This is a genomic window from Amycolatopsis cihanbeyliensis (assembly GCF_006715045.1).
Taxonomy (GTDB): Bacteria; Actinomycetota; Actinomycetes; order Mycobacteriales; family Pseudonocardiaceae; genus Amycolatopsis; species Amycolatopsis cihanbeyliensis.
Genome location: NZ_VFML01000001.1, coordinates 3,390,932 through 3,415,043 on the forward strand (window position 1 = coordinate 3,390,932; position 24,112 = coordinate 3,415,043).

Here is a 24,112-nt window from a genome sequence, read left to right on the forward strand (position 1 = left end):
AGGAGGACGCAGTGCGACGACGGAACTTCCTACGTGCGGCGACGATCGGTGTCGGCGTCGCGGCCTTCGGCAACACACTGACCCCCTCGGCCATGGCCGCGCCCGCGCAGAACGGGCCCAGCCCGTACGGGCCGCTCCAGCCCGCCGACGGCAACGGGATCCGGCTCCCGGATGGCTTCACCAGCCGGGTGATCGCCCGCTCCGGCGAGCGGGTCGCGGGTTACACCTGGCATGAGGCCCCGGACGGTGGCGCGGTGTTCGCCGATGGCTCCGGCTGGATCTACGTGTCCAACTCCGAGGTCTACTTCGGCGGCGGGGCCGGCGCCGTCCGGTTCGACGCCAGCGGCAACATCACCGGCGCCTACCGGATCCTGAACGGGACCAGGGTGAACTGTGCCGGCGGCGCCATGCCATGGAACACCTGGCTTTCCTGCGAGGAGATCGACCGCGGCTACGTCTACGAGACCGACCCGTGGGGCCCGGCCTCGGCCGCGGTGCGGCGCCCGGCGATGGGCCGGTTCAAGCACGAGGCGGCCGCGGCGGACCCGGTGCGCAAGGTGGTGTACATGACCGAGGACGTCTCGGACGGGCGGTTCTACCGGTTCATCCCGGACACCTGGGGCGACCTGTCCGCGGGCACGCTGCAGGTGCTGGTCGCGGACGGAGGGACGTCCGGCGGCTTCGGCTGGGCCACCGTGCCGGACCCGGACGGCTCGCCAACCGCGACCCGGCACCAGGTGCCCGGGTCGAAGTCCTTCGACGGCGGCGAGGGCCTGCACTACGCGAACGACACCGCCTGGTTCACCACCAAGGGCGACAACCGGGTGTGGCAGCTCGACCTCGCCGGCGGTACCTACGAGCTGGCCTACGACGACAGCCTTGTCGACCCCGGCTCGCCCCCGCTGTCCGGAGTGGACAACGTCACGGGGTCCGGCTTCGGCGACCTGTACGTTGCCGAGGACGGCGGCAACATGGAGATCTGCGTCATCACCCCGGACGACATCGTGGCGCCGTTCCTGCGGGTGACCGGGCAGGGTTCCTCGGAGATCACCGGCCCGGCCTTCACCCCGGCCGGTGACCGGTTGTACTTCTCCTCGCAACGTGGCACCTCCGGTTCCTCCAGCGGCGGAATCACCTACGAGGTGACCGGCCCTTTCCGGACCTGATCGGCCGAGTGGCCTCGGTGTCGTGCCGGCCGTCGCCGTGGCGCCGGTCCCGCAGCCGGATGACGACGAACCCGGCGACGGCCAGCACCACCGCGCCGATCACGACCTTCTGCACGATCCCGGAGTAGTCCTCGACCAGGTGCCAGTTCTCGCCGAGGGTGTACCCGGCAACCACGAAGATGGTGTTCCACAGCAGGCTGCCGAGCGTGGTCAGGCCGAGGAACCGCCACACCGGCATCCGCTCGATCCCCGCCGGTAGCGAGATGAAGCTGCGGAACAGCGGCACCATCCGGCCGAGGAACACCGCCTTGGCGCCGTGCCGGGCGAACCAGGCCTCGGTGCGGTCGAAGTCGCCCACCTTGACCAGCGGGATCCGGACCACGATCGCCCTGGTGCGCTCGCGGCCGAGCAGCGCGCCGAGGTAGTACACGAGGATCGCGCCGAGCACCGAGCCGACGGTGGTCCACAGCAGGGCGCCGGCAAGGCTGAAGGTGCCCTGGCTGGCGGAGAACCCGGCCAGCGGCAACACGATCTCGCTGGGGATCGGCGGGAACAGGTTGTCCAGTCCGACGATCACGGCGGCGCCCGGCCCGCCGAGCGACGCCATCAGGTCCACGGCCCAGCCGGCAAGACCGTCGACGGGTTCGGGGGCTGCTGCCAGATGCATGGTCATGAACGGCCTTTCCCGCGGTAGGTGGTCGGACGGCTGTCGAAGCTAGGCCGGTCCGGGCGCGCGGGCGCTGGGGTTCGCGGCAGGGCACCTTGCGGAAAACCACAGTTCGCCGGTCCGGGCGCCCCGGCTAACCTGCGGGTATGTCCATTCCGTTGGGCGAGGGCCCGGTACGCGGCCTCGCCAGGGGCACCGCCGGGCTGGCGCTCGGGGCCGCGGCCGCGTTCGCCGAGCTGTCCTTCGCGGTGCTCGCCGCGCCGTGGCTGGCCCTACCCGCGGCCCGGCCGCGGGTGGCCGCCGGTGTCCGGGCACTGGTGGAGTGGGAACGCGTGCGGCTGGCGCGGTACTTCGGGGACGAGGTGCCCGCCGAGTACTCGCCCGGTCGCGGGCTACGGTACCTGGCGCTGAGGTCCATTGTGGGCGGTCTCGGCGCCGGCACCTTCCTGCTGATGCTCTACGGCGCGGTCTCCGTCGCGATCATGGCCTGGCAGGCGGTGTCCGGGCGCCCGATCGGCGGTGGCGAGTCGCTGGACTGGTACGACCCGATCGTGCTCGTGCTGTTCGGCGGCCTGCTTGCTTTTCTTGCGGTGCAAGGTCTCTTGGGTGTCGCTACGCTGGACCGCAGGCTAGCCAAGCATCTTCTCAGTCCAACGAACCAGGAGCTGTTGCGGCGCAGGGTGTCGGTGCTCACCTCTACCCGGGCAGAAGTGGTGGAGGCGGTCAACGACGAGCGGCGGCGGATCGAGCGTGCCCTGCACGACGGGGTGCAGCAGCGGCTGGTCACCCTCGGCATGATCCTGGGCAGAGCCCGGCGGGCAGGCGCCCCCGAACGGTCCGGGGAGTTGCTGCGGCAGGCGCACGAGCAGGCCCAGCAGGCGCTGCTGGACCTGCGGGAGGTGGCGTGGCGGGTGTATCCGGTGGCGCTGGACGAGGGCGGGCTGCACAGCGCGCTGGAGTCGCTGGCCGAGCACTCCAGCGTGCCGGTGGTGCTGCGCTACCGGTTCGCCGAGCGGGTGGACACGGCGACCGAGACGATCGCGTACTTCGTGGTGTCCGAGGCGGTCACCAACGCGATCAAGCATGCGGCGGCGACCCGGATCGAGGTGGACGTGCGGCCCGCGGATGCGGCGCTGGTCACCGTGATCCAGGACGACGGGATCGGCGGCGCGCGGCCGGACGGCGGCGGGCTTTCCGGCCTGCGCCGCCGGGTCGCCGCCGCCGACGGCGAGTTCACGGTGCACAGCCCACTCGGCGGCCCCACCACCGTCACCGCACACCTGCCGACCGCGGACGGGGAGGGGCAGGCGTGCGGGTGGTGATCGCCGAGGACTCGACGCTGCTGCGGGAGGGACTGGCGCGGCTGCTGGCCGAGGAGGGGCACGAGGTGGTGGCCTCGGTCGGCGACGGGCAGGGGCTGCTGTCCGCCACCGGCGCGTACCGGCCGGACGTGATCGTCACCGACATCCGGATGCCGCCGACACACACCGACGAGGGCCTGCGCGCGGCGCTGGAGATCCGCGAGCGCTGGCCGGAGGTCGGGGTGCTGGTGCTGTCCCAGTACGTGGAGAAGCGGTACGCCACCGAGTTGATCACCGGGGAGCACGGCCGGGTCGGCTACCTGCTCAAGGACCGGGTGACCCAGGTCGGGGAGTTCCTGGACGCGCTGGAACGGGTGGGCGCGGGGGGTGCCGCGTTCGATCCGGAGGTGGTGCGCAGGCTACTGGCGCGCACCAGCCACACCGATCCGCTCGGCAAGCTGACCGAGCGCGAGCAGGACGTGCTCGCGCTGATGGCGCAGGGCCACACCAACGCCGGTGTCGCCGGCCGGCTCTATGTCTCGCAGAGCGCGGTGGAGAAGCACGTCAACGCGATCTTCGACAAACTGGGGCTGGCGCACACCACCGGCTTCAGCAGGCGGGTGCTGGCCGTGCTGCGTTACCTGGGTAGCTGAGCGCGGATCAGGCCAGGGTCTGCCACCAGCCGTCCACCGGTGGTGGGTCGTCGACGTCGATCCGCTCGCCCGGGGGTGGCAGCGCGAGCGGCACCGCCTGTGCCTTGGCCTCGGTCCATACCCGGTCGGCCGGTTCGGTCCAGTCGTGCAGGGCGAGGTTGAAGGTCGCCCAGTGCACCGGGACGAGCAGCCCGCCGCGCAGGTCGAGGTGTGCCCGCACCCCCTCCTCCGGGGTCATGTGGATATCCGGCCAGTGCACGTCATAGGCCCCGACCTGCACCAGCGCGGCGTCGAAGGGGCCGTACTCGGCGCCGATGGCGGCGTAGCCGGCGAAGTAGCCGGAGTCTCCGGTGTAGAACAGCCTGCGCCGGGGACCGGCGACCACCCAGGATGCCCACAGGGTGTCGTCATTGGTCAATCGCCGGCCGGAGAAGTGCTGTGCCGCGGTCGCGGTGAGCCGCAGGCCACCGAGTTCCACCTGCTCGGCCCAGTCCAGCTCGATGATCCTGGACTCGGGCACCCGCCAGCGCCGCAGGTGGGCGCCGACGCCGAGCGGGACCACGAAGGGCGCGTCCTGGGTGCCGGTGAGCACGCGCACGCTGGCCAGGTCGAGGTGGTCGTAGTGGTCGTGCGAGATGACAATGGCGTCCAGCGGCGGTAGGTCCGCCAGCGGGCAGGGCGGCGCGTGCAGCCGCCGCGGCCCCAGGAAGCCGGCCGGTGAGCAGCGCTCGCTCCACACCGGATCGAACAGCACCCGGCCACCGTCGATCTCGGCCAGGGCGGAGGCGTGCCCGTACCAGGTGAGGTACAGCTCCCCGGGTCCGCCGCGCGGCGCGGGTTCGGGGCGGGCGATCGGCACGGCGGCCACCGGGCGTCGGGTCTGCGTGCCGAACAGCAGCTCACGCAGGACCCTGCGGTAGGTACCGGGCGGCATCACCTGCCGGGGCGCGAGGTTGTGGAACTTCCCTTCGCGGAACCGGGTGGACCGCCGTATCCGCTCGAGATCGGCGCCGTTCGGCCTGCCGCCCAAGGCGACCAGGACATCGCGCAGTGCGACTCCCGCGGCCGCGGCCGCCGTGGCGGCGGCCGCGGTGCCCAGTGCCCGACCCAGCTTCATCCGCCTCTCCCTTGTCCTGCCTGCGCCATCATGATCTCACCGTTCGGCGGCCGGGACAGCGCGGGCCGGCAGGGGTTCCCCTACCGGTCAGTCCTGGTCAACCCGCGGGTCACCGGTGGTGCACGTGCCCGGTCGGGCATCCAGGTCGCGAGAGCCGCGGTGATCAACCCGGCGGCCGGCTGCGCGCGGCCTCCTGCCAGGCCGTGATCCGCCGGATGATCATGATGATCAGCACCGCGCCGCCAAGGGTGAGGACCGTGCCGACGGTCCCGACCACGGCCGCGGTGTGCAGCGAGCCGACGGTGGGATCGCGCAGCACGATGCCCGCGACGTAGCGGTCGAGGAAGCCCGCCACGAGCACCGACGCCCACCAGCAACCGATCAGCGGCGTGCCCGGCACGCGGCCGAGGTCGTAGGTGGTCCACTCGGGGGCCGGCCTGCTCGTCTTCCAGATGTCGCTGATGATCATCGGTGGAACCCAGAAGTTCACGATCGGGCAGAACCAGCCACCGACCACCCAGCCCCGTCCGCGGCGATGCTGGGCCATCGTCATGGCCTCGGAGTTGGATCGCGCCCGCCACAGCCACCCCAGTAAGGCGACGCCGGACAGCGACAACGCACCCAGGTAGAGGCCGGCGACGACGGCCGAGGCGTTGTCGGCCGCGTCCAGATCGGCCACGAGCACACCGGGCACGCCATCGAGGTAGTCGCGAACCACCAGGTAGGAGCGCCAGGCGGTCCAACTGCTCGCGACCGCCATGACCGTGGCCGTCCCGATCAGCACGGCGGCCACCGTCGCCATCCCGCTCATCGGCCGGACCACCTTGCCGTCCGGCGCCGGCTCCGCGGTCACGCTGATCGATTCCGGCTCGCTCATGCCCCACCCCTCTGCCCGGCCGGCGACTCCCCCCGCACCCCGCAGGGCATCGCCCCCCCGCCGGCACTACGTTTCACCCCGCTGAACGCACTCGGTGGGCGGGCATGCGAAAACGCCCCGCCGTCCTGCGCGCGCAGGACGGCGGGGCGTACCGGCTGATCTACAGAGCGCCGCACGAACATGGCCTGACCTGCACTTTTACTGCCCGCCGGGATAACTCTGGGACACATTAGCGACAGGGCACCCAGCAACCCAGCAGCAGCCGCCCGGACCGCTCGTATGCAGTGAGCGCAGCCGGTAGTATCGCCGCATGGCGAGCATGGCTGAGCTGGAGGCACGAGTGGCCGCGCTGGAGGCCGAGCACGCCGACTATCGGGCGGTGCTGGCGGCCGTCAACGCCCTGGGGGAAAACCAGCGCGAGCAGGCGGCCCAGCTTCGAGCCTTGGCACAGCAGCAAGCCGAAACGACGGCTCAGCTTCGCTCCCTGGCCCAGCAGCAGGGCGACACGAACACCCGCGTCCGCTCGATCGAGGACAACCTGGCAGAGGTCAAGGACCTGCTCGTACGCGCACCCGATCGCTAGTCAGCACTCCCGGCGGCATGCAGCCCCTGAGATCACCGGAGAGCTATGCCGCGCGGGCCCGAGACTACTCGGCCGTCTACGGCCATCTCAGGGTCTCGAACCCCGTTCCCGCAGTATCAGGCTAGCCATCCCGCCGCGCGAGCTTGACGACCCTCGACACGCTTGGCTGCGGTGGTGTGAAGTCGCTGCCCGAGATCGTCGTTACCTCGCTGACCTCGAACGTTGGACGCAGATGATCGAAGTTCGTGTGTCCCGTTGCGAGCACTGCAGTGCGGAACGGCAGACCCGGTAGCACGTCGATCAGTGATTCCGTCACGACGTTGGGCAGGTTGCCAATGAGCACGTCATGCGGCAGCTCACGCACCAGCCGGAGGGCATCTCCCTGGAGCACGGTGGCATGAGGGACTGCTTGCCGCAGGAGTTCGGTCAGCCGAGTATCCAGTTCGACCACGGTCAAGCTCTGGCAAGGCGGCATATGGCGGGCTACCGTTCCCGCTCCCGCTCCGACTTCGAGCACCTTGTCTTCTGGACGAATGCCTGCCGCATCGAAAATTAGCGTCAGCTTTTCTGGCGAAACCAGGAAGTACTGTTCGAAGGTTGGGTCTGCAAGTAAGCCCAGTTCATCGTTGTTCACCATGCCTCCTCTGCGCCCGCCTCGTCCAATGCTATCCCGAGCTGGGTTATTCCACTCTCGATTTCACTTAACACCTTCTCGCGTGCCGTCACCTTAGCAATGGCATCACGCAGTAGAACCTTCGTTCGCGTAGACTCAACCTCTGAAATCAGCGGGAGTGGCGACGTGATGGTCGCCGTAGCATCGTTCCAGGACCCGAGGTCTACTTGAGCTTGAAGTAGGTAGGCACGGTGTAGGTACTGACTGCCGCGTCTCCGTCGGATCGGTGGCTTCTACGGAGTGTTCAAACTCGGTAATGGCGATGCTGCCTCGCCCAAGAGACTGAATGGCCATCGCTTTATGCCATGCCAACTCACGTTCATCGATCCACCAATCCCAAGCAGGGTCACTTTCCCGGACACCTTCGAGGTACAGTGACTCGATCTCGTTGAACAGTGAGAGGGCACCTTCATAGCCGCCCTGCGCTAGCACCCTTTCTTTTCTCGTTAAAAAAGCACTCGAATCCGGGGCGAGAGACCATAATTTCCCTCTAGAACGGATCGGGCCAACTGCAGTGCCCCGCCGGGCCTGCCCATGGCTCCAGCGTGCATGCTGGCGTTCTGTAGCGTGAGAAGTTCGATACCACGGGGGCGAGGCGACGGCGAGGGAGCGGGCGGAGCGATCCCTACGCGGCCGCTGAACTCTGGGACGCATTAGGGACAGCCAGCCGTAGCGGGCCGGTCTCAGCCGGACGCTGCCGGACTCAACAAGATCGGCCCCGTGTCCTGTCTGTGCAGGTCACGGGGCCGATCTGGCTGGTGTGGCGGGTGAGGGATTCGAACCCCCGAAGGCAATGCCGGCTGATTTACAGTGGATCGTCAGCACCGGCACTGACCTGCACTTTCGAGGTGCCATCAGCATGCGTGGCCAGGCATTGGCCAATGCCCCGTCTTAGCTGACCCGCCGGAGCGCGATCACGGGCGCCCGTCCAGCACTTTGACGGCTCTCGACACACGCTGGACGGGCCGCCATCCCTCGCGGAGCCCTACTGCGTCGTCATCCGCGCCATTGCGGCGGCTTGCCGACCTTCCGGCGGAAGCTGGGCGCGGTCCTGCTCTTCAGCCTCGCATGCTGCCGGATCGAACGGCCGCGGCTGCTGCCACTTCCAACCCATCCCCCGGAGCGCCTTTGCTCGTTCAAGCGCAATGGTCAGCCGAGCGTCGCTTTCACCGTCATCCCAGTAGCGTTCGGATGCGGTGGTCTGATCGCCATGTTTCCGATAGAGCATGCTTGGTTCGGCAATGAATTCACCTGCGCTTACCGCTTCGGCCGCGAGTAGCAGTCCGATCGTCTCGGCGCCGGTTAGCGCTGTCCAGCCGCCAAGTGCCCAAACGAGGTCGATATGCGCGGCGAATGTCGCCGCAAGTACCGATAAGCGGTTCTCCTGTTGTTCTCGATAAAAGAACTCTGCCGGCAGCGGCCCATCCGGCGGATCGTTTGGTCCGGGCGTCATCGTTCCATCTGCATGAAGATCCAAGGCGGCCGATGTGCACCATCCAACTCGATTGAGAGCCTCGATGTCACGTGCCAAGGCTCCCGGCAGCAGGACATCGTCGGCATCCAACGTGCGGATAAGCGTCCCGCGGGCACGAGACAAAGCCATTGTGCGCGTCACTCCAGCCCTACCCGGCAAGGCTGTTCCATATGAGATCCGGGAGTCATCCGGCAGCAAGGCCCCGGGCTCTCCCGTATCACCATCTTCCTGAACACACCATTGCCAACTCCACCCAGGCGGTAGTTCTTGCTTCCGGATTGATTCATACGTTTCCGGCAAGTAGTGGTGACCGCCATTTATGACCGGCGTGACAACTGTAATCAGACTAAGCGTGGCCACTGGCCTATTCCTCCCACAGCTCTAGGTTCGTTACGTAAGTAAGATTTAGCCGGTCAGCAGGAGTGAGCATGTCTGTTACTTCAACTGCCCGTCCCGTTGTGTCGTAGCTAATCTTTCGAATTGGCATCACTGGCACATTGAATGGGATGTCGAATAGTTCGATTTCTTCACCTGTTGGCATCCGAGCAGACACATGGTCAATGATCTTAGCCACCTCGACACCGGCTGTGTATAACTGATGGAGGGTACCACCTGGCCACGGTTCATTGTTGGCATCCAGCAGTGGCGGGAAGTCCTTCACGACATAATAAGGAATGTATGACAGAGTCCGACTGAACCCCTCACCTTCCTTGTGCTGACGCAAGTATACGCGGTGGAGAACATAGCTTTCGACCGAGAGTTCAAGCGCCTTCGCGATATCGGGCGGCGGATTCTTCACCTCATAGGTAGTCGTATTCTTGTTTAGAGCACCGACTTGCACACCAGAGTCGAGTTCGGCAACGCCACCACCACGCCGCTCTTCTTCGCTCGCCCGAACCAAGTCTTTCTCGACCTGGTAGCGCTCGTTGCTTCGGTGGATGACAGTCGGTGCTACCCGGACACGTACCCGCTCGCCGCCACCACCGGTCAGCAATCCTTCACCTTTCAGCAACTGGATAGCCGCTGACACGGTGTTCTTCCCACACTCATAGGTCTGCCGCAGCTCTTCGTTCGTCGGCAACGGCTCGCCAGGACCGAACTCTCCCCGCTGGATAGCCGCCCTGAGGTTGGCAGCCACCGCCTTCGCGTCTACCCGTTCCATGCACTCATCGTCCCACGCCTTCCTGGGCTTGCCAAATCCATCCCGGGATGGTGTTGACATCCCCGGGGTGCTTGCGCAAGCATGATGTTCAGCTATCCCGGGAAGGTTGATCCAACCCGGGATAGATCCGGAAGGGTCGAGCGGAAGGACGTAGATGAGTACGGGACGGATCACAAATCGCCAGGTCAGGGCGGTTGCGGACGTGTCGGGGGGTCCGGGTGAGGTGTATCCGGATGGCCTGACCGAGTCGGTCATTGATGCCTTGCTGGACGAGGTTGACCGGGAGCTGGTCGCCGGGGAGTGCTCGGCGACGGTTCGGGTGTCGCGGGACTTCACCGACCAGCGGCGGGCGCGGCGGGCTGCGCGGCGGGCGGGCCGTGTGGTGTTGCGGTCGCTGCCGGTGCGGCTTGACCCGGCTGAGCTGGGTTGGGAGGCCGCGTGATGAGCAGTGTTGCGGGTTTCCCGTCTCGGTTGGAGATGGCGCATGAGCAGGCGCGGGATGAGCTGCGCCGGGCGGACACGAAGGCCACCACCTTGCTGTCGTTGGTGGGGGTGGCGCTGGCCGGGTTGATCGCGCTGACGACGCGTGAGGTGTCGGTGGCCGCGATCGTGGCGCTGTGGGCCGCGGTGTTGCCGGTGGCTGTGGCGGTGTTGCTGTTGCTGTCAGCGGTCCGGCCGCGGTTGTCGCAGTATCCGCCCCCGGGCACGTGGCTACACGCGGCCTACGAGGGGCCGACTGCCCTGCTCGAGGCTACGAGTGAGGCAGCGCAGGCGCAGGTGGCCGAGCACGTGTGTCAGTTGGGCAGCGTGGCGGTGGAGAAGTACCGGCGGGTCTCCCGCGCCATCTCGGCGCTGACCTGTGGCTTGTCGGTGCTGTTGGCCGCGCTGGTGTTGGCGGTGGTCGCATGAGCACGCCGAACGTGCTGGCCGAGCTGGGCCGGCTGCACCTGTCCCGCCCGGCCGTCGACGCGCCGCACGGGGTGGTGGCTGCCTGGTACGAGCGCAAGGCCGTGGCACTTGAGCACCTGGCCGAGCAGGGCACCCAGGGTGCCGCCGAGCAGGCCACGCAGGCGCACCGGCACGCCGCCGCCTTGTTGGGGGTGGCTGCCTGATGAAGAACACACAGGTCATTCACGTCACGGCGAAGCGGTCGTGGTGGAACGGCAAGGTCACCGCGCTGTGCGGCCAGACGGCCGAAGCGGGCGACTACGAGACCGACACCTGGCGCCTGTTCGGCTTCCGGTCTGGCAAGCCGTGCCCGGCCTGCCAGCGCATCAAGCGGGGAGGCGGGCGTCGATGACTCGTCTTCTGATCACCGATGTTGACCCTGGCTCGGCGGACCCTTCCGCCAAGAACGTGCCCGCCGGGCCGGGGCTCCCCACCACCTACTCAGCAAGCGACATGGAGAGGACACCGATGGTAGACACCCTGACCCCGGCCGTGGATGTGCGTTGGTCTGCGGAGCTGGCCGACGTGGTGGGCCGCCGTCCGAAGCAGTCGGCCTTCCTGGAGAGCCGCACGTTCGAGGCCGCGCGGCTGACGTGGCTGTTCGACCTGGCCGCCGCGCTGCATGCGGCTGGGCTGGATGAGGACGCCGCCCACGTGCAGAACGCCGCCCTGGACCTCATCCACGCCGCGGTCACCGAGGCTGGGGGTGAGGGCCGGTGAACACGGTTGACGAACGTGATCCGCGGGCGCTGGCCCGGCAGCAGGCCGAAGGGCTACGACGGCTGGCCGCGATGTTGGAGTCGCATCCGGAGCTGGCGGAGGACTGCCGGTACATGCTCGGGACGCTGTACCAGCCGTTGACCCGCTACACCGAGGACCCGCGCGGCGCGTTGGCGTCCTTCCACGCCGCGGCGGTGGACTCCGGGGCCGATCCGACCATCCACAACGGAGCTGAGCGGTGCACCGCCCGTGTCGCGTTTGGCCCGGTCGTGGTGGAGATGTCGGCCGACGCCGATGTGATGACCGGGCAGGTCTGCCGCCCCAAGTACGCCCCGCTGACCGTCACGGGCGCACCCGAGGGGGGTGGTCGGTGATGGCTGGTCGCCGGTTTCCGTGGGATCTGCGTCCGGTGCCGTGGTCGGACCTGCCCGAGTTCACCCGCGGCACCCTGGAGGGGCTACCCCTGCTGTCGTGGGGCATCGGCCCGCAGGAGAAGTTGGCCACCCGCAGGCAGCTTCGCGCGATGGGGCTTCGGCCCGGCGGGCAAGACCCCGTGGCGTTGCTGTACTTCCGGTGCCGCAAGGCGTGCACGCAGGTCGTCGCCGAGTTGTTCCTGATCGAGAAGGCACAGCCGGTGCGGCCGATGACCCCGGCCCGGCGGGCTGCGCTGGCCAAGGCGATGGCCGCCCGGCGGACCTGCCGCCAGTGCGGCGAGACCGGGTACGCCGAGCTGCCGCGGGCGCACCGCACGTGCGAACCGTGCCGCTACACCCTCGGTCAGCTCGACCCGACCGACTACCTGCACGACTACCTGACCGGCACGCCGACCCTGGCCGCTGGTGAGCACGCCGAGCAGGTCCCGGAGCGGATAGCGCGGGTGATCCCGCTTCACCGACCCGCCCGACCCGCGCGGCCTGGCTCGGCGAAGGGGGTGGCGTGAATGCCCTCGATTCCCTCGACCGTGCTCTATGTGCTGGGTGGCTTGGCCCTGCTCGGGCTGTTCGCCGCGTGGAACGGGGGCCGCAAGTCGGCTCGCCGTGCCCGCACCGGGGTGCGGACCGTGACCCGGATGACCGGCAACGCGCTGCGCACGCTGGTCACGGCCGCGCTGATCGCCGGCGTGCAGTGGGCCGCCATCACCTGGATCAACCACCCCGTCGTGACTGCGGTGGTGCTGGCCGTGCCCGCCCTGCTGGCCGGGGCCGCGGTCGCGCGGCTGCTCGCGATCACCGAGATCGTTCACACCAGCAAGGGAGGCCACCGATGAGTGTCACATTGTTGGGCCGGTCGTCGCCGGTAGAGCTGGTGGTCCCGCTTGCCACCGAGCATGGACAAACGGTGTTCCAGATCCGGCCGGGTGTGGTCGATGCGGAAGCGCGGGAGTTGTACCAGTGGGGCTACTGCCACCTACTGGCCTGCGCGATCCACGAGACCACCGGCTGGTCGTTCGGGTCAGTGGAGGGCACCACCCGCCCGGCCGGTAGGTGGAGGTGGATCCACATGGGAGTGTTCACCCCCTCCGGCGCATTCCTCGATGTCGTCGGCGCGCGGCCGGTGGCGGCCCTGTCAACGACGCTGGCCTTCCGGCCGGACCCGATGCGAGTGCAACACCTATCCACCTTCGCGGACTTCTGCCGCACGGTCGGACTTGCCGTCGATACGCCGTTGTCGTGGTGGCATAGCCAACTCGGCGAGGTCGGTACTCGCGTGACCCGAACTTTCGCTGAGCACCTGCTTGCCGCACTGCCCGCGGCTGAGTTCGGGGAGGTGGCCGCCTGATGAGTGCTGACGCGAAGCATGTGCCGTTGTCGAAGGCGGATCGGTTGCGGCAGGACGCCGACGCCGCGGGTGAGGTGCGCCGCCTGTCCGAGCACCCTGACGTGGTCGCGTTGGCGGTGGAGCGGGTCCGCAAGACGGTGGATGTGCTGATGTGGCTGGGTATCGCGCTGGGGTTGGCGTTCACGATGGTCAACGTCCAGACCTTCGCCGCTGAGGGCGCCGCGGCGTGGTCGCTGCCGTGGGTGGCGGCGTGGCTGCTGGATCCGATGGTGTCGCTGGTGTTGATTGCGGTGCTGCGGGCCGAGCAGATCACCGCCCGCTACGAGCTGCCGCCGGATCGGTGGGCCAACCGCACGAAGTGGTTCGCGTTCCTGGCCACCTACACGATGAACACCTGGCAGTCCTGGGCCGCGCTGTCGCTGTCGGGGGTGGTGCTGCACTCGGTGCCGCCGTTCATCGTGTTCCTGGCCGCCGAAGCCGCACCGGGGCTGCGCGACCAGCTCACCAAGTCGGTCACCCGCGCCGCCGAAACGGCCGCAGTGAACACCCCCGCCGAGCCCCTCACCACCCCGGCAGAGAACGACTCGGTGACCACCACAGCGACGCCAGTCGCCGAGTCGGACACCACCGGGCCGGAGACGGTCGCCGAGTCACCCGCGCCGCGCCCGCGGCAGCGGTCCGCGGCCCGTGCTCGCGGCACGGCCGCCGGCCGCGCGTCCGGGCACCGCAAGGGGCGGGACGCCTACGTGAGCGAGGCCCGCGCGGCGTGGGCGCCGGGGATTGAGATCACCCCCGCCTGGGTCCGCGAAGTGACCGGTTGCAAGCGCACGACCAGCAAGAACGTGGCGGACGCGCTGCGCGCGCAGCTTGTCCCCGCGACCCCGGCTGCCGCCGAGCCGGTCGCCGAGTCCGAGCCCGACCCGGCACAGCAGCCGGGCATCCAGGAGAGGAGCGCGGCCTGATGACCCAACCCGCTGACCGGCCCGACCGCGACCACCCTGTTGAGGAGCCCATGACCACCCCCACGCCCGATGCTGATGACCGTTCCGTGAACGACCTGACCCCGGCGTCCGCGACCACGCCGGCGAACACCCCCGCGGACACCACCAACCCCACCGGCGTGAACACCGGCATGAACGGGGACGTGACCACCCCGGCGAACACGACCGAGACCACGCACGGTGCGGCAGCCGGCAGCAACGTGGTGCCGCTACGGCCCCACACCGAGATCGTTCCCGATGCCGCGATCGACGGTGAGATCGTGGACGATCCCGCCGAGCCGCGCCGGCCGGTGCCGGTGGACCTGCCGGAGGACAAGCCGTCGTGGTGGGAGCAGATATCCGAAGCGACCGCACGGCCGCTGGTCGCGTCGTGGCTGCGCTCGGGTGCCGAGATCCGCTCGCGGGTGGTGTTCCTGCTGCGCTACGCGGCGCATGTGACCACGTTCCACGGGTTGCGGCTGCTGCCGGTGTATGTGCCGGTGGCGGTGTTCCGCTCGTTCGGCGCGGTCCTGCGTGGCCTGCGCCGCGTGCGCGACTGGGTGTTCGACGCCGAGAGCAAGCCGGTACGGATGACCGCCCGCGACCGGCAGGAGTTCTCCCAGTACATGACCCTGCGCGAGGCCCGCAACGACGCCGTGCGCAAACGGTCGCTGCCGGTGCTGCTGGCCGTGCTGGCGCTGGCCGCCGTGGTGGTGCTGGCCGTGACCTACCTACCGCCGCTGTGGAACTGGACACTGCTGGTCGCCACGCTGGTCGTGCTCGGGTGGCGGGGCGCGCCCAGTGACCGGCCGGTCGTGTCGCGTGCGGTGAACGCCGAGCGGGCACCGAAGCTGACCAGTGACACCATCATCACGGCCCTGGGTGCGTTGGGGATCGGGGAGCTAAACAAGGCGCTGGCCAAACGGCCCGACGCGGTCGGGTTTCCCAACCCGATCAGCCGCGACGGCGACGGGTGGCGCGCGGACATCGACCTGCCGCCCGGGGTGACCGCCGGCGACGTGATCGCGAAGCGGGAAGAGCTGTCCTCGGGGCTTCGGCGGCAGCTCGGCTGTGTGTGGCCGGAAGGCGACATGAGCGTCCACGAAGGCCGGTTGGTGCTGTGGGTCGGGGACAAGGACATGGCCAGGTCCAAGCAGCCCGTGTGGCCGCTGGGCAAGCCGGGCGCGGTGGTGGACCTGTTCCGCCCCCAGCCCTTCGGCACCGATCAGCGGGGCCGGTGGGTGCCGGTGACGCTGATGTTCGCGTCCGTGGTGATCGGCGCGATGCCCCGCATGGGTAAGACGGTCACGCTGCGGGAACTGATGCTCATGGCCGCGCTGGACCCGCGCGCGGTGCTCTACAACTACGACCTGAAAGGCACCGGGGACCTCGCGCCCCTGGCGCCCGTCTCGCACGCCTACGGGGTCGGCGACGACCCTGAGGACCTGGAACGGATGGTCGTGGAGATGCGCGAGCTGCGGGAAGAGTTGCGCCGCCGCACCAAGGTGATCCGGTCGCTGCCCGAATCGGTGTGCCCGGACAACAAGGTCACCCCGGCACTGGCCGCACGGCAGGATCTACGGCTGGGGCCGATCGTGGTCGCGGTGGATGAGTGTCAGGTGTGGTTCGAGCACGCCGAGTACGGCCGGGAGCTGGAAGAGATCTGCACCGACCTGGTCAAGCGTGGCCCCGCGCTGGGTATCACGCTGATCGCGGCGACGCAGCGGCCGGATGCGAAGTCGCTGCCGACCGGGATCTCCGCGAACGCCATTCTGCGGTTCTGCCTGAAAGTGCAGGGACAGACCGAGAACGACATGGTGCTGGGCACCTCGCAGTACAAAAGCGGGGTCCGTGCCACCATGTTCGCCCGCTCCGACCGCGGCATCGGCTACCTGGCCGGCGAGGGTGACGACGCGAAGATCGTGCGCAGCGTCTACAAAGACGGCCCCGAAGCCAAAAAGATCGTGTCCGGAGCGCGGCTGCTGCGGGAGCAGGCCGGCACCATCACCGGCCACGCCGCCGGTGAATCGGTCGACATCGACGCCGAACGGCTGGACCCGCTGTCCGACACGCTCGCGGTGTTCCAGCGTGGTGAGAACAAACTCTGGTCCGACACCATCGTGACCCGCCTGGCCGAACTCCGACCCCGCTCCTACGAGGGGTGGAGCCCGGCCAACCTCGCCACCGCGCTCAAACCGCACGGAGTCAAGCCGCGCCAGGTCTGGGACACCGACCCCACCACCGGCAAGGGCAGCAACCGCAACGGCTACACCCGCGACGCCCTCACCACCGCCAAAAACAACCGAGAGTAATCAACACGGTGGGCTAGGGGTGGCCCGTGTTCTAGACCGGACCGCCCCTAGACCTAGACCCCCACCCTAGACACCCACAAACCGATGACCAGGACTCTAGGTACCTAGACCGCTCCCGCGCTGACCTGCGACATCCCGGGACATCCCCGCGTCACCCACGCCGGAAGCCCTCTAGGGCCGACCCGACCACACCCACCCGCAGATACACACAGTAACCGCCGGAAGGACCGTGTGATGGGTACCCGACTGCGCCACCTCGCCCACCTGATCGTCCGCTTCACCGCCACCTGCGCCGCCGGTTGCGGCCGACCCGTCCCCGCCGGACAGGTCATGTGCCCGGCCTGCGCCACCAAGTAACCCCGCTGAGCCGCTGCCGGGCCGGTGACCGGCCCGAGCCTCACCGGCCCGGCAGCACCCACCGTCCGTTCATTGTTCGAATCCGGAAAGGAACCCGCCGTCATGGATACCGCACACCACGCGCTCACCGACTGGGCGCTGTACCTCGCCACCATGGGCTGGCCCGTCTTCCCCATCCAGCCCGGCACCAAGATTCCCCACGGGCACCGGCAAGACCGCTGCCCCCGCACCGGCACCTGTGCCCACGGGCACCTCACCCCCGAGCAGTACGCCACCACCGACCCCGACCGCATCACCCACGCCTGGGCCACCCACCCCTGGAACATCGGCATCGCCACCGGCCCCGCCCAGCTCACCGTGCTCGACTGCGACCAGCCCAAAGACAGCAGCGACGCAGAAGATGGCGCCACCGCGCTGGCGCGCCTGGCCACCGAGCGCGGGGTCACCCTGCCCACCACCTACACCGTCACCACCCCCCGCGGCGGGCGCCACCTGTACTTCACCACCCCACCCGGCGTGACCCTGCGCAACACCAAGGGCTTGTTGGCCACCTGGCTGGACAGCCGCGCCACCGGCGGCTACGTCCTCGGACCCGGCTCGGTGCTACCCGAAGGCGGCTACGAACTCGAAGACGACACCGACCCGGTCGAACTCCCCGGCTGGTTGGTCCAGGCCCTCTCCCATCGACCCGCAGCGGCGCTCTCAGAGCGCGCTGAGAAGCCCGTGGCGCGGCCCGACGCCTGGGCCACCACCGGACTCGCCGAGGAATGCCGCGCCGTCCGAGAGGCACCCCCAGGCCACCACAACGAAGTCCTGTCCCGCGCGGCCTACCGAGTCGGGCAAATCGTCGGCGCCGGACTGCTCGACCACTTCACCGCCCGCCAAGACCTCCTCGTCGCTGCCCAACACCTCGTCACCGCCGACTGCGGATGCACCCGCGCCGAAGTCGCCCGCGTCATCGACGCCCGCCTGCCCGCCGGCATGACACAGCCCCGCCACCCCGCCACCGACGCCACGATCCGAAAGGACGCCGCATGAGCACACCCACCGCGCACGAACCGAGCAAGCTGGCGCCGGTCGCCGCGCTTGGGGCCACCCGGACCAGTCACCGCTGGGCGGAGCAGCCCGGTAACTGGGACCGGCTCAACACCCGCGCCTTGTTCGCCTCGGACAACGAGTGGGGTATTCCCAGCCTCCCAGTGGCTCGGCTCGTGCCTGCTCGGTTGGTGCCCTACACCGCCCGGCACCAGGCCACCACCGCCGCCGCCCACCGGGACCGCGAGCAGGCCGCGATCCACTTCTTCCTGGATGATTTCCGGTTCGAGACCGTGTGGACCAAGCCCGAACGCGGCCTGTCCCGCTGCGCGAGCGTCGGTGCGGCGCTGACCCCGGACTTCAGCCTCTGGGCCACCATGCCGCCCGCGATGCAGCTGTGGCAGGTCTACCGCTCCCGCTGGTGCGGCGCCTGGCTGCTGCACCACGGCATCCAGGTGGTCCCCACGGTGTCGTGGTCCACCCCGGACACCTACCGATTCGCCTTCGCCGGGATCCCGACCGGGTCGGTGGTGGCGATCTCCACCGTGGGCATCCTCCGCGACCCCGAGGCCCGCCAGCTGTTCGCCGAGGGGTTCACCGCCATGCTGCACCGGCTGGCCCCCAGCGTGGTGCTGGTCTACGGCCGGGCCCTGCCCGAGCCAGCCGCCGCCGTGGTGCCGCCCGGCACGCGGGTGCGGTACTACCCCACCCGCTGGGCCACCCACGAAGCCCACCGTGCCCGGCAACGAGCCGGGACGGCACCAACCGAGCAGGACCCGGCCGGGGGTGGTCGGTGATGGGAGGCCGAGGAGGAAAAGGCCGCGCACCCCGCCAGCCCGACCACGGCCCAGCCGAGCCACTGCTGCCACCCGAGGCCACCGCACGCCCCGAACCACCCACCGAGGAACCGGCCGAGCAGCCCCGCCCGGAACAGGGCGAGCCGTCACCAACCGAGCAGGACGACACGGGCGAGCGTGCGGACGCGGGTGGGCTGGAGTCCCGCCTGCTGGATGCCTACACCGAGCTGGCCAGCAAACCCCAGGACTGGATCCGGCTGGTCCGCCTGCGCGAGGCACTGGGCAACCCAGACCACGCCGAGCTGGACCAACTCCTGCTCAGCATGACCCGCACCGGGCTGGTGCACCTCGCCCCGGACTCCAACCGCAAGACCCTCACCGACGCCGACCACACCGCCGCCATCCGCATCGGCAGCGAACACAAACACCTCATCGCCATCGAACCCGACTACTGGGACCGCTGAGCCTCGCCGGAAGGACATCACCCGATGACCACCCACACCACGCCAACCGGCGCCGACCTGCTGACCGCACTACGCGACGCACTCACCCGCTACGTGGCCCTGCCCTCCGAGGAAGTCACCGACGCGGTGGTGCTGTGGATCGCCGCCACCCACGCACAACCCGCCTGGGCGCACGCACCCCGCCTGGTGATCCGCGCCCCCGAGCGTCGCTGCGGAAAGTCCCGCCTGCTCGACGTGGTCGAGGCCACCTGCCACGACCCACTCATCACCGTCAACGCCTCCCCCGCCGCGGTCTACCGCTCCATCACCGCCGACCCGCCCGCCCTGCTGGTCGACGAAGCCGACACCATCTTCGGCCCCAAAGCCGACCCCAACGAAGACCTCCGCGGACTGCTCAACGCCGGACACCAACGCGGCCGTCCCGCGCTGCGCTACGACGCCGCCACCTCCAAGGTGGTCACCATCCCCACCTTCGCCATGGCCGCCCTCGCCGGCATCGGCGCCATGCCCGACACCATCGAAGACCGCGCCGTCGTGGTCCACATGCGCCGCCGCACCACCGGTGAAAAGGTCGCGCCCTACCGCTCCCGCCGCGACCGCGACCCCCTCCGCACCCTGGCCGGGCAGGTCACCACCTGGCTGCGCGACAACATCACCACCCTCGAAGCCGCCGAGCCCGACATGCCCGTGGAAGACCGCGCCGCCGACACCTGGGAACCCCTCATCACCGTCGCCGACCACGCCGGCCACGACTGGCCCCACCGCGCCCGCACCGCCGCCCTAGCCCTGACCCAGGAAGCCAGCGACACCGAGGAAATGTCCGACCGGCTCCGGCTGCTCGCCGACTGCCGCACCGCCTTCGGTGACGAACTGGCCCTGCCCACCACCGAGCTGCTCTCCCGCCTGCGCGCCATACCCGAATCCCCCTGGGGTGAGTACGGCCCCACCGGACTCACCGCCATGAAAATGGGCGCCCTGCTGCGCGAATACGGCATCCGATCCGCCACCATCCGATTCCCCGGCAGCGGCCAAGCCAAGGGCTACCAACGCGCCGAGTTCACCGACGCCTGGCAGCGCTACTGCCCCCAACCCGACACCTCCCCCGGGGGAGACCCGTCCCAGCCGTACCAGGCTCAAATCCCCAGCTTAAAGCGGTACGGCTCCGCATAGCGGTACGGCTCAAGCCGTACCACCCAACAAGCCGTACCACACCTGACCAGCAAAAACGACGCTGGTACGCCTGGGACGGCACCCCCACCCCAGCGGTCAACAACGCCACCTTCCGGACCGAAGGGAGTACCCCCATGCACCGACCCATCGACCGTTTCCACCTTGCCGCCGAGGAGACATCAGCCGCATGGGCACCAAGCGTCGACACCTCACTATTGCACAGCTTTGCGAAGAACTAGCCATAGCACGATCGACTTTTTATGAATGGCGGGCTAAGGGACGCGCACCCCGTTGCATCAAACTCCCCAATGGACAGATCCGCATCCTCCGAATCGACCTGGAGTCTTGGCTCAATACCTGGGAGGCTGCCTAGTGGAAACCACTTTCGACGTTCGCGTATGGACGACGCAAGTTCGCAAGAATAAGCAAGGGAAGGTCACGAGCTACCGCGTACGCTGGCAGGTCGGCGGAGAACCGTTCGGCAAGTCGTTTTCGACTTCGACTCTCGCGGACGGATTCCGGGCACGCCTGGTGACCGCGGCACGCAACGGGGAACCGTTCTGTCTGAATACTGGACTTCCGGTATCGCAGACCAAGAATAAGACCAACAATGTGACCTGGTACCAGGCAGCATGCGAATACGCGGACATGAAATGGCCGGATTCGGCGCCGAAGTACCGCCGATCCATTGCCCAGTCACTGACGGCCATCACGGTACCGATGCTGGACGGCCGAAACCTGCCGGACCCGAAGCTGCTACGCAAAGCACTGACGACCGCGTTCAACCCCCGGAGTCGCAACGGCGAGCTGCAACCGGATATTCGACAGGCACTGACCGTCGCAGCCAAAGCGAGCAGGAACGTCTCAGAGTTGACGAACCCGGACACTCTGCGCGCCGTGCTCCGTGCTCTCGATCTGAAATTGGACGGGAATCGGGCGTCCGCGAATACGGTTCGATTGCGTCGGATCACTCTGCGGAACGCAATTGACTTCTTTATCGAGAAGAAGTATCTGGACTCGAACCCCCTACAAGGGATAAAGGTGAAGAAACGGAAGGTTGCTCTACGACAGGTCGACCCCAAGTCTGTGTGCAATCCGATGCAAGGCCGGATGCTGATCTCCGCGGTGGGAATGTCAGGGAAGCAAGGTCCACCACTGGAAGCATTCTTTGGCTCCATCTACTATGCGGCGCTACGGCCGGAAGAAGCAGGGAACCTAAAAGAAAGTAACCTTGACCTGCCGCCACCGGAGCAGGATCCAGTCACCGGCGAGGTTACCTACGGCTGGGGTGACATAAACTTGGATTCCGCACGACCAGAAATCAGCGGCGAGTGGACGGATTCCGGAGAGGCCGGCGAAGCTGGCCCGCTCAAACACCGGGAACGAGGGGTCGGCCGCCCGGTGCCCTGTCCGCCACCGCTGACCGAACTGTTCTACCGACACCTCACCAGGTTCGGTACGGCCCCAGACGGCCGGCTGTTCCGCGGAGCGCGCGACGGGGGACTGGTCAGCAGCAGCGTCTACGGGCGAGTGTGGGCCGCCGCACGCGAGCAGGTGTTCACCGCCGAGGTCGCCGCGGGGCCGCTGGCGAAGCGTCCGTACGACTTGCGAGCCGCCGCAGTCTCAACCCAGCTCAACAGTGGTGTCTCACCGATGCGGGTAGCTGAGTGGGCCGGACACAGCCTCTCAGTCCTGCTGAGGGTCTACGCGCGCTGTCTCGACGGCGGTGACCAGGCCGACAGGGCCAAGCTCCGACAGAACTTCACCAGCGGCTGAGTGCGGCCACGCATTGGCCACGGTCGGACCTAAACAGCCGGACATCGCCGGACACGGCCGGACCACACAAGATCGGCCCCGTGTCCTGTCTGTGCAGGTCACGGGGCCGATCTGGCTGGTGTGGCGGGTGAGGGATTCGAACCCCCGAAGGCAATGCCGGCTGATTTACAGTCAGCTCCCTTTGGCCGCTCGGGCAACCCGCCGGGGACCGGCGAACCGGCCGGTGAAGAGCGTACCGAACGCCGTGGCGGACCGGCGAGCGGGTATCACCAAGCTAGGCTGTGACCCATCACTATCAACCGAGCACGAGGTGTGGACACGTGGCGGATCCTTCTTTTGACGTGGTGAGCAAGGTGGACCGGCAGGAGGTGGACAACGCGCTGAACCAGGCGAGCAAGGAGCTGTCCACCCGGTTCGACTTCCGCGGCACCGGGGCCAAGGTCGAGTGGGCGGGCGAGGAGGCCGTGACGATCGAGGCCGAGACCGAGGAACGGGCGCTTGCCGCGGTGGAGGTCTTCAAGGAGAAGCTGATCAAGCGCGGGATCTCGCTGAAGGCGTTCGACGTCGGCGAGCCGGCGATGTCCGGGAAGGTCTGCAAGATCAACGGCAAGATCGTGCAGGGCATCTCCTCGGAGAAGGCCAAGCAGATCGCCAAGTACGTGCGGGACGAGGGCCCCAAGGGGGTGCAGGCGCAGATCCAGGGGGATCAGCTGCGCGTCTCCGGCAAGAAGAAGGACCACCTGCAGGACGTCATCGCCCTGCTGAAGGAGAAGGACTTCGAGATAGCCCTGCAGTTCATAAACTACCGGTGAGCAGGCCGTAACCTGGCGCGTCGCTGCCGCGCGCCGGGGGTCACTCCATGCTGTAATCGCAAGATCACTGCATGGAAGGAACATGATGCGTCGTCGTGCCAGGGTTTCCGGGTCCCTGTTCGCCCTGTTACTGCTCGCCGGCCTGGTCACGCCCGTACCCGCCGCCGCGGCCGCGGAGCGCGCCTTGCTGCACCCCGACAAGGGTGCCTACCCCAGGCTGATCCGCACGGAGCACGGCGGTTTCGGCCGGGACGGGCGGATCATCGCGTCGGTGAACAGCAGGGACGGCTGGGGAGACTACGCCGCCATCTACGAGAGCACCGACGAGGGCGAGAGCTTCCACCAGGTCGGCGAGGTGCGTGATCCGGAGGGCCGCGCGGGGATGTGCTGCGGCACGCTGTACGAGCTGCCGCAGCGGGTCGGCAGGCTGCGGGCGGGCACCCTGCTCTGGGCGGCGAGCTACGGCCTGCGGGCGGGTCCGAACCGCAGGGTCGCCATCAAGATCTGGTCCAGCAGGGACCTCGGGCGCAGCTGGTCCCTCCTCTCCGAGGGCGCGCGCTCGCACAACCACGACGGTATCTGGGAACCGGAGTTCAACGTGGACGCCGGCGGCACCCTCTGGATGCACTACGCCGACGAGACCGAGGCACCGCGCTACGCCCAGGTCCTCAACCGGGTCGCCTCGAACGACGGTGTCCACTGGGGCACCAAGCAACGCACGATGGCCATCCCCCCGCACCCGGTCCGCCCGGGTATGCCCGTCGTGCGCAGGTTGCCGGACGGCCGGTACTACTTCGGGTACGAGATCTGCAACTTCGCCGACCACTACTGCGATCCGTACTACAAGATCTCCACGGACGGGGCGAACTTCGGTGATCCGGCCGCGCCCGGCACGCAGATCACCACCGCGGAGGGCCACCACTTCGAGCACGCCCAGACGGTCACCCTCTTCCCCGGACCGAACGGGGTCCGGCTGGTGATGGTCGGCCAGATCTACGTCACCGACGGCGGCAAGCCGCTACCGGGCAACGGGAGGACACTGCTGATCAACGACCGGCTCGGCGCGGGGCCCTGGCATCCGCGGCCGGCGCCGGTCCACGTGCGGAAGCCGTTCAACAACCCCTGCCCGAACTACAGTTCCACCCTGCTGCCGGTGGACGACGGCAAGAACGTGTTGCAGATCGCGGCCGAGTACGACCCGGACGGGGTGTGCCGCGCGTACTTCGGCAAGGGGCCGCTCGCCTGACGGGGCGTCCCCTCGCCGACCCCCCAGCTCGTGGCTGATCCGG

Annotated in this window: 30 protein-coding genes and 1 tRNA gene; 24 read left to right on the forward strand and 7 right to left on the reverse strand. The window is 68.5% G+C overall.

The window, feature by feature from the left end:
- The first annotated feature begins 11 nt into the window (after positions 1–11).
- Positions 12–1,166 (forward strand): alkaline phosphatase PhoX, encoded by a 1,155-nt coding sequence (locus FB471_RS14905; RefSeq protein WP_141998828.1) that lies wholly within the window; start codon positions 12–14, stop codon positions 1,164–1,166.
- Here FB471_RS14905 and FB471_RS14910 read toward each other — a convergent pair.
- On the reverse strand, positions 1,132–1,839 hold the full coding sequence (locus tag FB471_RS14910; RefSeq protein ID WP_141998830.1) for a DedA family protein: 708 nt from the start codon (positions 1,837–1,839) through the stop codon (positions 1,132–1,134). The genes FB471_RS14905 and FB471_RS14910 overlap by 35 nt on opposite strands.
- A gap of 140 nt (positions 1,840–1,979) precedes the next feature.
- On the opposite strand from FB471_RS14910, the gene FB471_RS14915 reads away from it, so the two are divergent.
- Together FB471_RS14915 and FB471_RS14920 are read left to right on the forward strand one after the other, a co-directional pair.
- On the forward strand, positions 1,980–3,155 hold the full coding sequence (locus FB471_RS14915) for a sensor histidine kinase (RefSeq protein WP_141998833.1): 1,176 nt from the start codon (positions 1,980–1,982) through the stop codon (positions 3,153–3,155).
- On the forward strand, positions 3,143–3,787 hold the full coding sequence (locus tag FB471_RS14920; RefSeq protein WP_141998835.1) for a response regulator transcription factor: 645 nt from the start codon (positions 3,143–3,145) through the stop codon (positions 3,785–3,787). The genes FB471_RS14915 and FB471_RS14920 overlap by 13 nt, the downstream gene beginning before the upstream one ends.
- Positions 3,788–3,794: 7 nt before the next feature.
- Here FB471_RS14920 and FB471_RS14925 read toward each other — a convergent pair whose 3' ends face one another.
- Together FB471_RS14925 and FB471_RS14930 are read right to left on the reverse strand one after the other, a co-directional pair.
- Positions 3,795–4,904, reverse strand: a complete 1,110-nt coding sequence (locus FB471_RS14925; RefSeq protein ID WP_141998837.1) for an MBL fold metallo-hydrolase — start codon at positions 4,902–4,904, stop codon at positions 3,795–3,797.
- A 163-nt stretch (positions 4,905–5,067) separates the two neighbouring features.
- On the reverse strand, positions 5,068–5,781 hold the full coding sequence (locus FB471_RS14930; protein WP_141998839.1) for a DUF4328 domain-containing protein: 714 nt from the start codon (positions 5,779–5,781) through the stop codon (positions 5,068–5,070).
- Between the two features lie 319 nt (positions 5,782–6,100).
- On the opposite strand from FB471_RS14930, the gene FB471_RS14935 reads away from it, so the two are divergent.
- Entirely contained in the window at positions 6,101–6,364 is a 264-nt protein-coding gene (locus FB471_RS14935) for a hypothetical protein (protein ID WP_246076409.1), read from the forward strand.
- A gap of 121 nt (positions 6,365–6,485) precedes the next feature.
- On the opposite strand, the gene FB471_RS14940 is transcribed toward FB471_RS14935, so the two are convergent.
- From FB471_RS14940 to FB471_RS14950, 3 genes are all read right to left on the reverse strand, one after another.
- On the reverse strand, positions 6,486–6,998 hold the full coding sequence (locus FB471_RS14940; protein ID WP_170220813.1) for an rRNA adenine N-6-methyltransferase family protein: 513 nt from the start codon (positions 6,996–6,998) through the stop codon (positions 6,486–6,488).
- 1,024 nt (positions 6,999–8,022) lie between these two features.
- Entirely contained in the window at positions 8,023–8,871 is an 849-nt protein-coding gene (locus FB471_RS14945; RefSeq protein WP_141998845.1) for a glycosyltransferase, read from the reverse strand.
- Positions 8,872–8,875: 4 nt separating this feature from the next.
- On the reverse strand, positions 8,876–9,673 hold the full coding sequence (locus tag FB471_RS14950) for a GntR family transcriptional regulator (protein ID WP_170220814.1): 798 nt from the start codon (positions 9,671–9,673) through the stop codon (positions 8,876–8,878).
- A gap of 202 nt (positions 9,674–9,875) precedes the next feature.
- On the opposite strand from FB471_RS14950, the gene FB471_RS14955 reads away from it, so the two are divergent.
- The 18 genes from FB471_RS14955 (at position 9,876) to FB471_RS15035 (ending at position 22,011) form a co-directional block, all read left to right on the forward strand.
- Positions 9,876–10,115 (forward strand): hypothetical protein, encoded by a 240-nt coding sequence (locus tag FB471_RS14955; RefSeq protein WP_246076410.1) that lies wholly within the window; start codon positions 9,876–9,878, stop codon positions 10,113–10,115.
- Positions 10,115–10,582 (forward strand): Pycsar system effector family protein, encoded by a 468-nt coding sequence (locus FB471_RS14960; protein ID WP_246076411.1) that lies wholly within the window; start codon positions 10,115–10,117, stop codon positions 10,580–10,582. Before FB471_RS14955 ends, FB471_RS14960 begins: the two co-directional genes overlap by 1 nt.
- Entirely contained in the window at positions 10,579–10,785 is a 207-nt protein-coding gene (locus FB471_RS14965; RefSeq protein WP_141998852.1) for a hypothetical protein, read from the forward strand. Before FB471_RS14960 ends, FB471_RS14965 begins: the two co-directional genes overlap by 4 nt.
- Entirely contained in the window at positions 10,785–10,973 is a 189-nt protein-coding gene (locus FB471_RS14970; protein WP_141998854.1) for a hypothetical protein, read from the forward strand. The genes FB471_RS14965 and FB471_RS14970 overlap by 1 nt, the downstream gene beginning before the upstream one ends.
- The gene (locus tag FB471_RS14975) at positions 10,970–11,341 is read left to right on the forward strand and encodes a hypothetical protein (RefSeq protein WP_141998855.1); all 372 of its coding nucleotides are present in this window, start codon (positions 10,970–10,972) and stop codon (positions 11,339–11,341) included. Before FB471_RS14970 ends, FB471_RS14975 begins: the two co-directional genes overlap by 4 nt.
- Positions 11,338–11,715: a hypothetical protein gene (locus FB471_RS14980; RefSeq protein WP_141998857.1), complete on the forward strand. Its 378-nt coding sequence runs from the start codon at positions 11,338–11,340 to the stop codon at positions 11,713–11,715. The genes FB471_RS14975 and FB471_RS14980 overlap by 4 nt, the downstream gene beginning before the upstream one ends.
- Positions 11,715–12,281: an RRQRL motif-containing zinc-binding protein gene (locus FB471_RS14985; protein WP_141998860.1), complete on the forward strand. Its 567-nt coding sequence runs from the start codon at positions 11,715–11,717 to the stop codon at positions 12,279–12,281. Before FB471_RS14980 ends, FB471_RS14985 begins: the two co-directional genes overlap by 1 nt.
- Positions 12,282–12,608 (forward strand): hypothetical protein, encoded by a 327-nt coding sequence (locus FB471_RS14990; protein ID WP_246076412.1) that lies wholly within the window; start codon positions 12,282–12,284, stop codon positions 12,606–12,608.
- Positions 12,605–13,120, forward strand: a complete 516-nt coding sequence (locus FB471_RS14995; RefSeq protein WP_141998862.1) for a hypothetical protein — start codon at positions 12,605–12,607, stop codon at positions 13,118–13,120. Before FB471_RS14990 ends, FB471_RS14995 begins: the two co-directional genes overlap by 4 nt.
- A complete protein-coding gene (locus tag FB471_RS15000) occupies positions 13,120–14,082 on the forward strand; it encodes a hypothetical protein (RefSeq protein ID WP_246076413.1) in 963 nt (320 codons plus the stop codon). Before FB471_RS14995 ends, FB471_RS15000 begins: the two co-directional genes overlap by 1 nt.
- A 50-nt stretch (positions 14,083–14,132) precedes the next feature.
- Positions 14,133–16,412, forward strand: a complete 2,280-nt coding sequence (locus FB471_RS15005; RefSeq protein WP_246076414.1) for an FtsK/SpoIIIE domain-containing protein — start codon at positions 14,133–14,135, stop codon at positions 16,410–16,412.
- A gap of 234 nt (positions 16,413–16,646) precedes the next feature.
- Complete coding sequence (locus FB471_RS35070; protein ID WP_281287397.1) at positions 16,647–16,769, forward strand: hypothetical protein; 123 nt, start codon at positions 16,647–16,649, stop codon at positions 16,767–16,769.
- A 102-nt stretch (positions 16,770–16,871) separates the two neighbouring features.
- Positions 16,872–17,807 (forward strand): bifunctional DNA primase/polymerase, encoded by a 936-nt coding sequence (locus tag FB471_RS15010; protein ID WP_141998864.1) that lies wholly within the window; start codon positions 16,872–16,874, stop codon positions 17,805–17,807.
- Complete coding sequence (locus FB471_RS15015; protein WP_211358037.1) at positions 17,804–18,601, forward strand: DUF4417 domain-containing protein; 798 nt, start codon at positions 17,804–17,806, stop codon at positions 18,599–18,601. Before FB471_RS15010 ends, FB471_RS15015 begins: the two co-directional genes overlap by 4 nt.
- Complete coding sequence (locus FB471_RS15020) at positions 18,601–19,065, forward strand: hypothetical protein (RefSeq protein WP_141998866.1); 465 nt, start codon at positions 18,601–18,603, stop codon at positions 19,063–19,065. The genes FB471_RS15015 and FB471_RS15020 overlap by 1 nt, the downstream gene beginning before the upstream one ends.
- A 24-nt stretch (positions 19,066–19,089) precedes the next feature.
- Positions 19,090–20,235 carry a DUF3631 domain-containing protein gene (locus FB471_RS15025; protein WP_141998867.1) on the forward strand — a complete coding sequence of 382 codons (1,146 nt, stop codon included), beginning with the start codon at positions 19,090–19,092 and terminating at the stop codon, positions 20,233–20,235.
- A 187-nt stretch (positions 20,236–20,422) separates the two neighbouring features.
- A complete protein-coding gene (locus tag FB471_RS15030; protein ID WP_141998869.1) occupies positions 20,423–20,608 on the forward strand; it encodes a helix-turn-helix transcriptional regulator in 186 nt (61 codons plus the stop codon).
- Entirely contained in the window at positions 20,608–22,011 is a 1,404-nt protein-coding gene (locus tag FB471_RS15035; protein ID WP_141998871.1) for a tyrosine-type recombinase/integrase, read from the forward strand. The genes FB471_RS15030 and FB471_RS15035 overlap by 1 nt, the downstream gene beginning before the upstream one ends.
- Before the next feature lie 121 nt (positions 22,012–22,132).
- Here the strand turns inward: FB471_RS15035 and FB471_RS15040 are convergent.
- Positions 22,133–22,214: transfer RNA gene (locus FB471_RS15040), tRNA-Tyr, on the reverse strand.
- A 117-nt stretch (positions 22,215–22,331) separates the two neighbouring features.
- Between FB471_RS15040 and FB471_RS15045 the strand changes: the two genes are divergently transcribed.
- Both FB471_RS15045 and FB471_RS15050 read left to right on the forward strand, forming a co-directional pair.
- Complete coding sequence (locus tag FB471_RS15045; protein ID WP_141998873.1) at positions 22,332–22,823, forward strand: YajQ family cyclic di-GMP-binding protein; 492 nt, start codon at positions 22,332–22,334, stop codon at positions 22,821–22,823.
- A gap of 85 nt (positions 22,824–22,908) precedes the next feature.
- Positions 22,909–24,069: an exo-alpha-sialidase gene (locus tag FB471_RS15050; RefSeq protein ID WP_142001961.1), complete on the forward strand. Its 1,161-nt coding sequence runs from the start codon at positions 22,909–22,911 to the stop codon at positions 24,067–24,069.
- The last annotated feature ends 43 nt before the right edge of the window (positions 24,070–24,112 follow it).

Excerpts from the sequence above, each read along its gene's own strand:
- FB471_RS14910 (WP_141998830.1), bottom strand. The coding sequence starts at position 1,839 with ATGACCATGCATCTGGCAGCAGCCCCCGAACCCGTCGACGGTCTTGCC.
- FB471_RS14915 (WP_141998833.1), top strand. The coding sequence starts at position 1,980 with ATGTCCATTCCGTTGGGCGAGGGCCCGGTACGCGGCCTCGCCAGGGGC.
- FB471_RS14925 (WP_141998837.1), bottom strand. The coding sequence starts at position 4,904 with ATGAAGCTGGGTCGGGCACTGGGCACCGCGGCCGCCGCCACGGCGGCC.
- FB471_RS14930 (WP_141998839.1), bottom strand. The coding sequence starts at position 5,781 with ATGAGCGAGCCGGAATCGATCAGCGTGACCGCGGAGCCGGCGCCGGAC.
- FB471_RS14935 (WP_246076409.1), top strand. The coding sequence starts at position 6,101 with ATGGCTGAGCTGGAGGCACGAGTGGCCGCGCTGGAGGCCGAGCACGCC.
- FB471_RS14950 (WP_170220814.1), bottom strand. The coding sequence starts at position 9,673 with ATGGAACGGGTAGACGCGAAGGCGGTGGCTGCCAACCTCAGGGCGGCT.
- FB471_RS14960 (WP_246076411.1), top strand. The coding sequence starts at position 10,115 with ATGAGCAGTGTTGCGGGTTTCCCGTCTCGGTTGGAGATGGCGCATGAG.
- FB471_RS14965 (WP_141998852.1), top strand. The coding sequence starts at position 10,579 with ATGAGCACGCCGAACGTGCTGGCCGAGCTGGGCCGGCTGCACCTGTCC.
- FB471_RS14970 (WP_141998854.1), top strand. The coding sequence starts at position 10,785 with ATGAAGAACACACAGGTCATTCACGTCACGGCGAAGCGGTCGTGGTGG.
- FB471_RS14975 (WP_141998855.1), top strand. The coding sequence starts at position 10,970 with ATGACTCGTCTTCTGATCACCGATGTTGACCCTGGCTCGGCGGACCCT.
- FB471_RS14985 (WP_141998860.1), top strand. The coding sequence starts at position 11,715 with ATGGCTGGTCGCCGGTTTCCGTGGGATCTGCGTCCGGTGCCGTGGTCG.
- FB471_RS14990 (WP_246076412.1), top strand. The coding sequence starts at position 12,282 with ATGCCCTCGATTCCCTCGACCGTGCTCTATGTGCTGGGTGGCTTGGCC.
- FB471_RS14995 (WP_141998862.1), top strand. The coding sequence starts at position 12,605 with ATGAGTGTCACATTGTTGGGCCGGTCGTCGCCGGTAGAGCTGGTGGTC.
- FB471_RS15000 (WP_246076413.1), top strand. The coding sequence starts at position 13,120 with ATGAGTGCTGACGCGAAGCATGTGCCGTTGTCGAAGGCGGATCGGTTG.
- FB471_RS15005 (WP_246076414.1), top strand. The coding sequence starts at position 14,133 with ATGACCACCCCCACGCCCGATGCTGATGACCGTTCCGTGAACGACCTG.
- FB471_RS35070 (WP_281287397.1), top strand. The coding sequence starts at position 16,647 with ATGGGTACCCGACTGCGCCACCTCGCCCACCTGATCGTCCGCTTCACC.
- FB471_RS15010 (WP_141998864.1), top strand. The coding sequence starts at position 16,872 with ATGGATACCGCACACCACGCGCTCACCGACTGGGCGCTGTACCTCGCC.
- FB471_RS15015 (WP_211358037.1), top strand. The coding sequence starts at position 17,804 with ATGAGCACACCCACCGCGCACGAACCGAGCAAGCTGGCGCCGGTCGCC.
- FB471_RS15020 (WP_141998866.1), top strand. The coding sequence starts at position 18,601 with ATGGGAGGCCGAGGAGGAAAAGGCCGCGCACCCCGCCAGCCCGACCAC.
- FB471_RS15025 (WP_141998867.1), top strand. The coding sequence starts at position 19,090 with ATGACCACCCACACCACGCCAACCGGCGCCGACCTGCTGACCGCACTA.
- FB471_RS15030 (WP_141998869.1), top strand. The coding sequence starts at position 20,423 with ATGGGCACCAAGCGTCGACACCTCACTATTGCACAGCTTTGCGAAGAA.
- FB471_RS15050 (WP_142001961.1), top strand. The coding sequence starts at position 22,909 with ATGCGTCGTCGTGCCAGGGTTTCCGGGTCCCTGTTCGCCCTGTTACTG.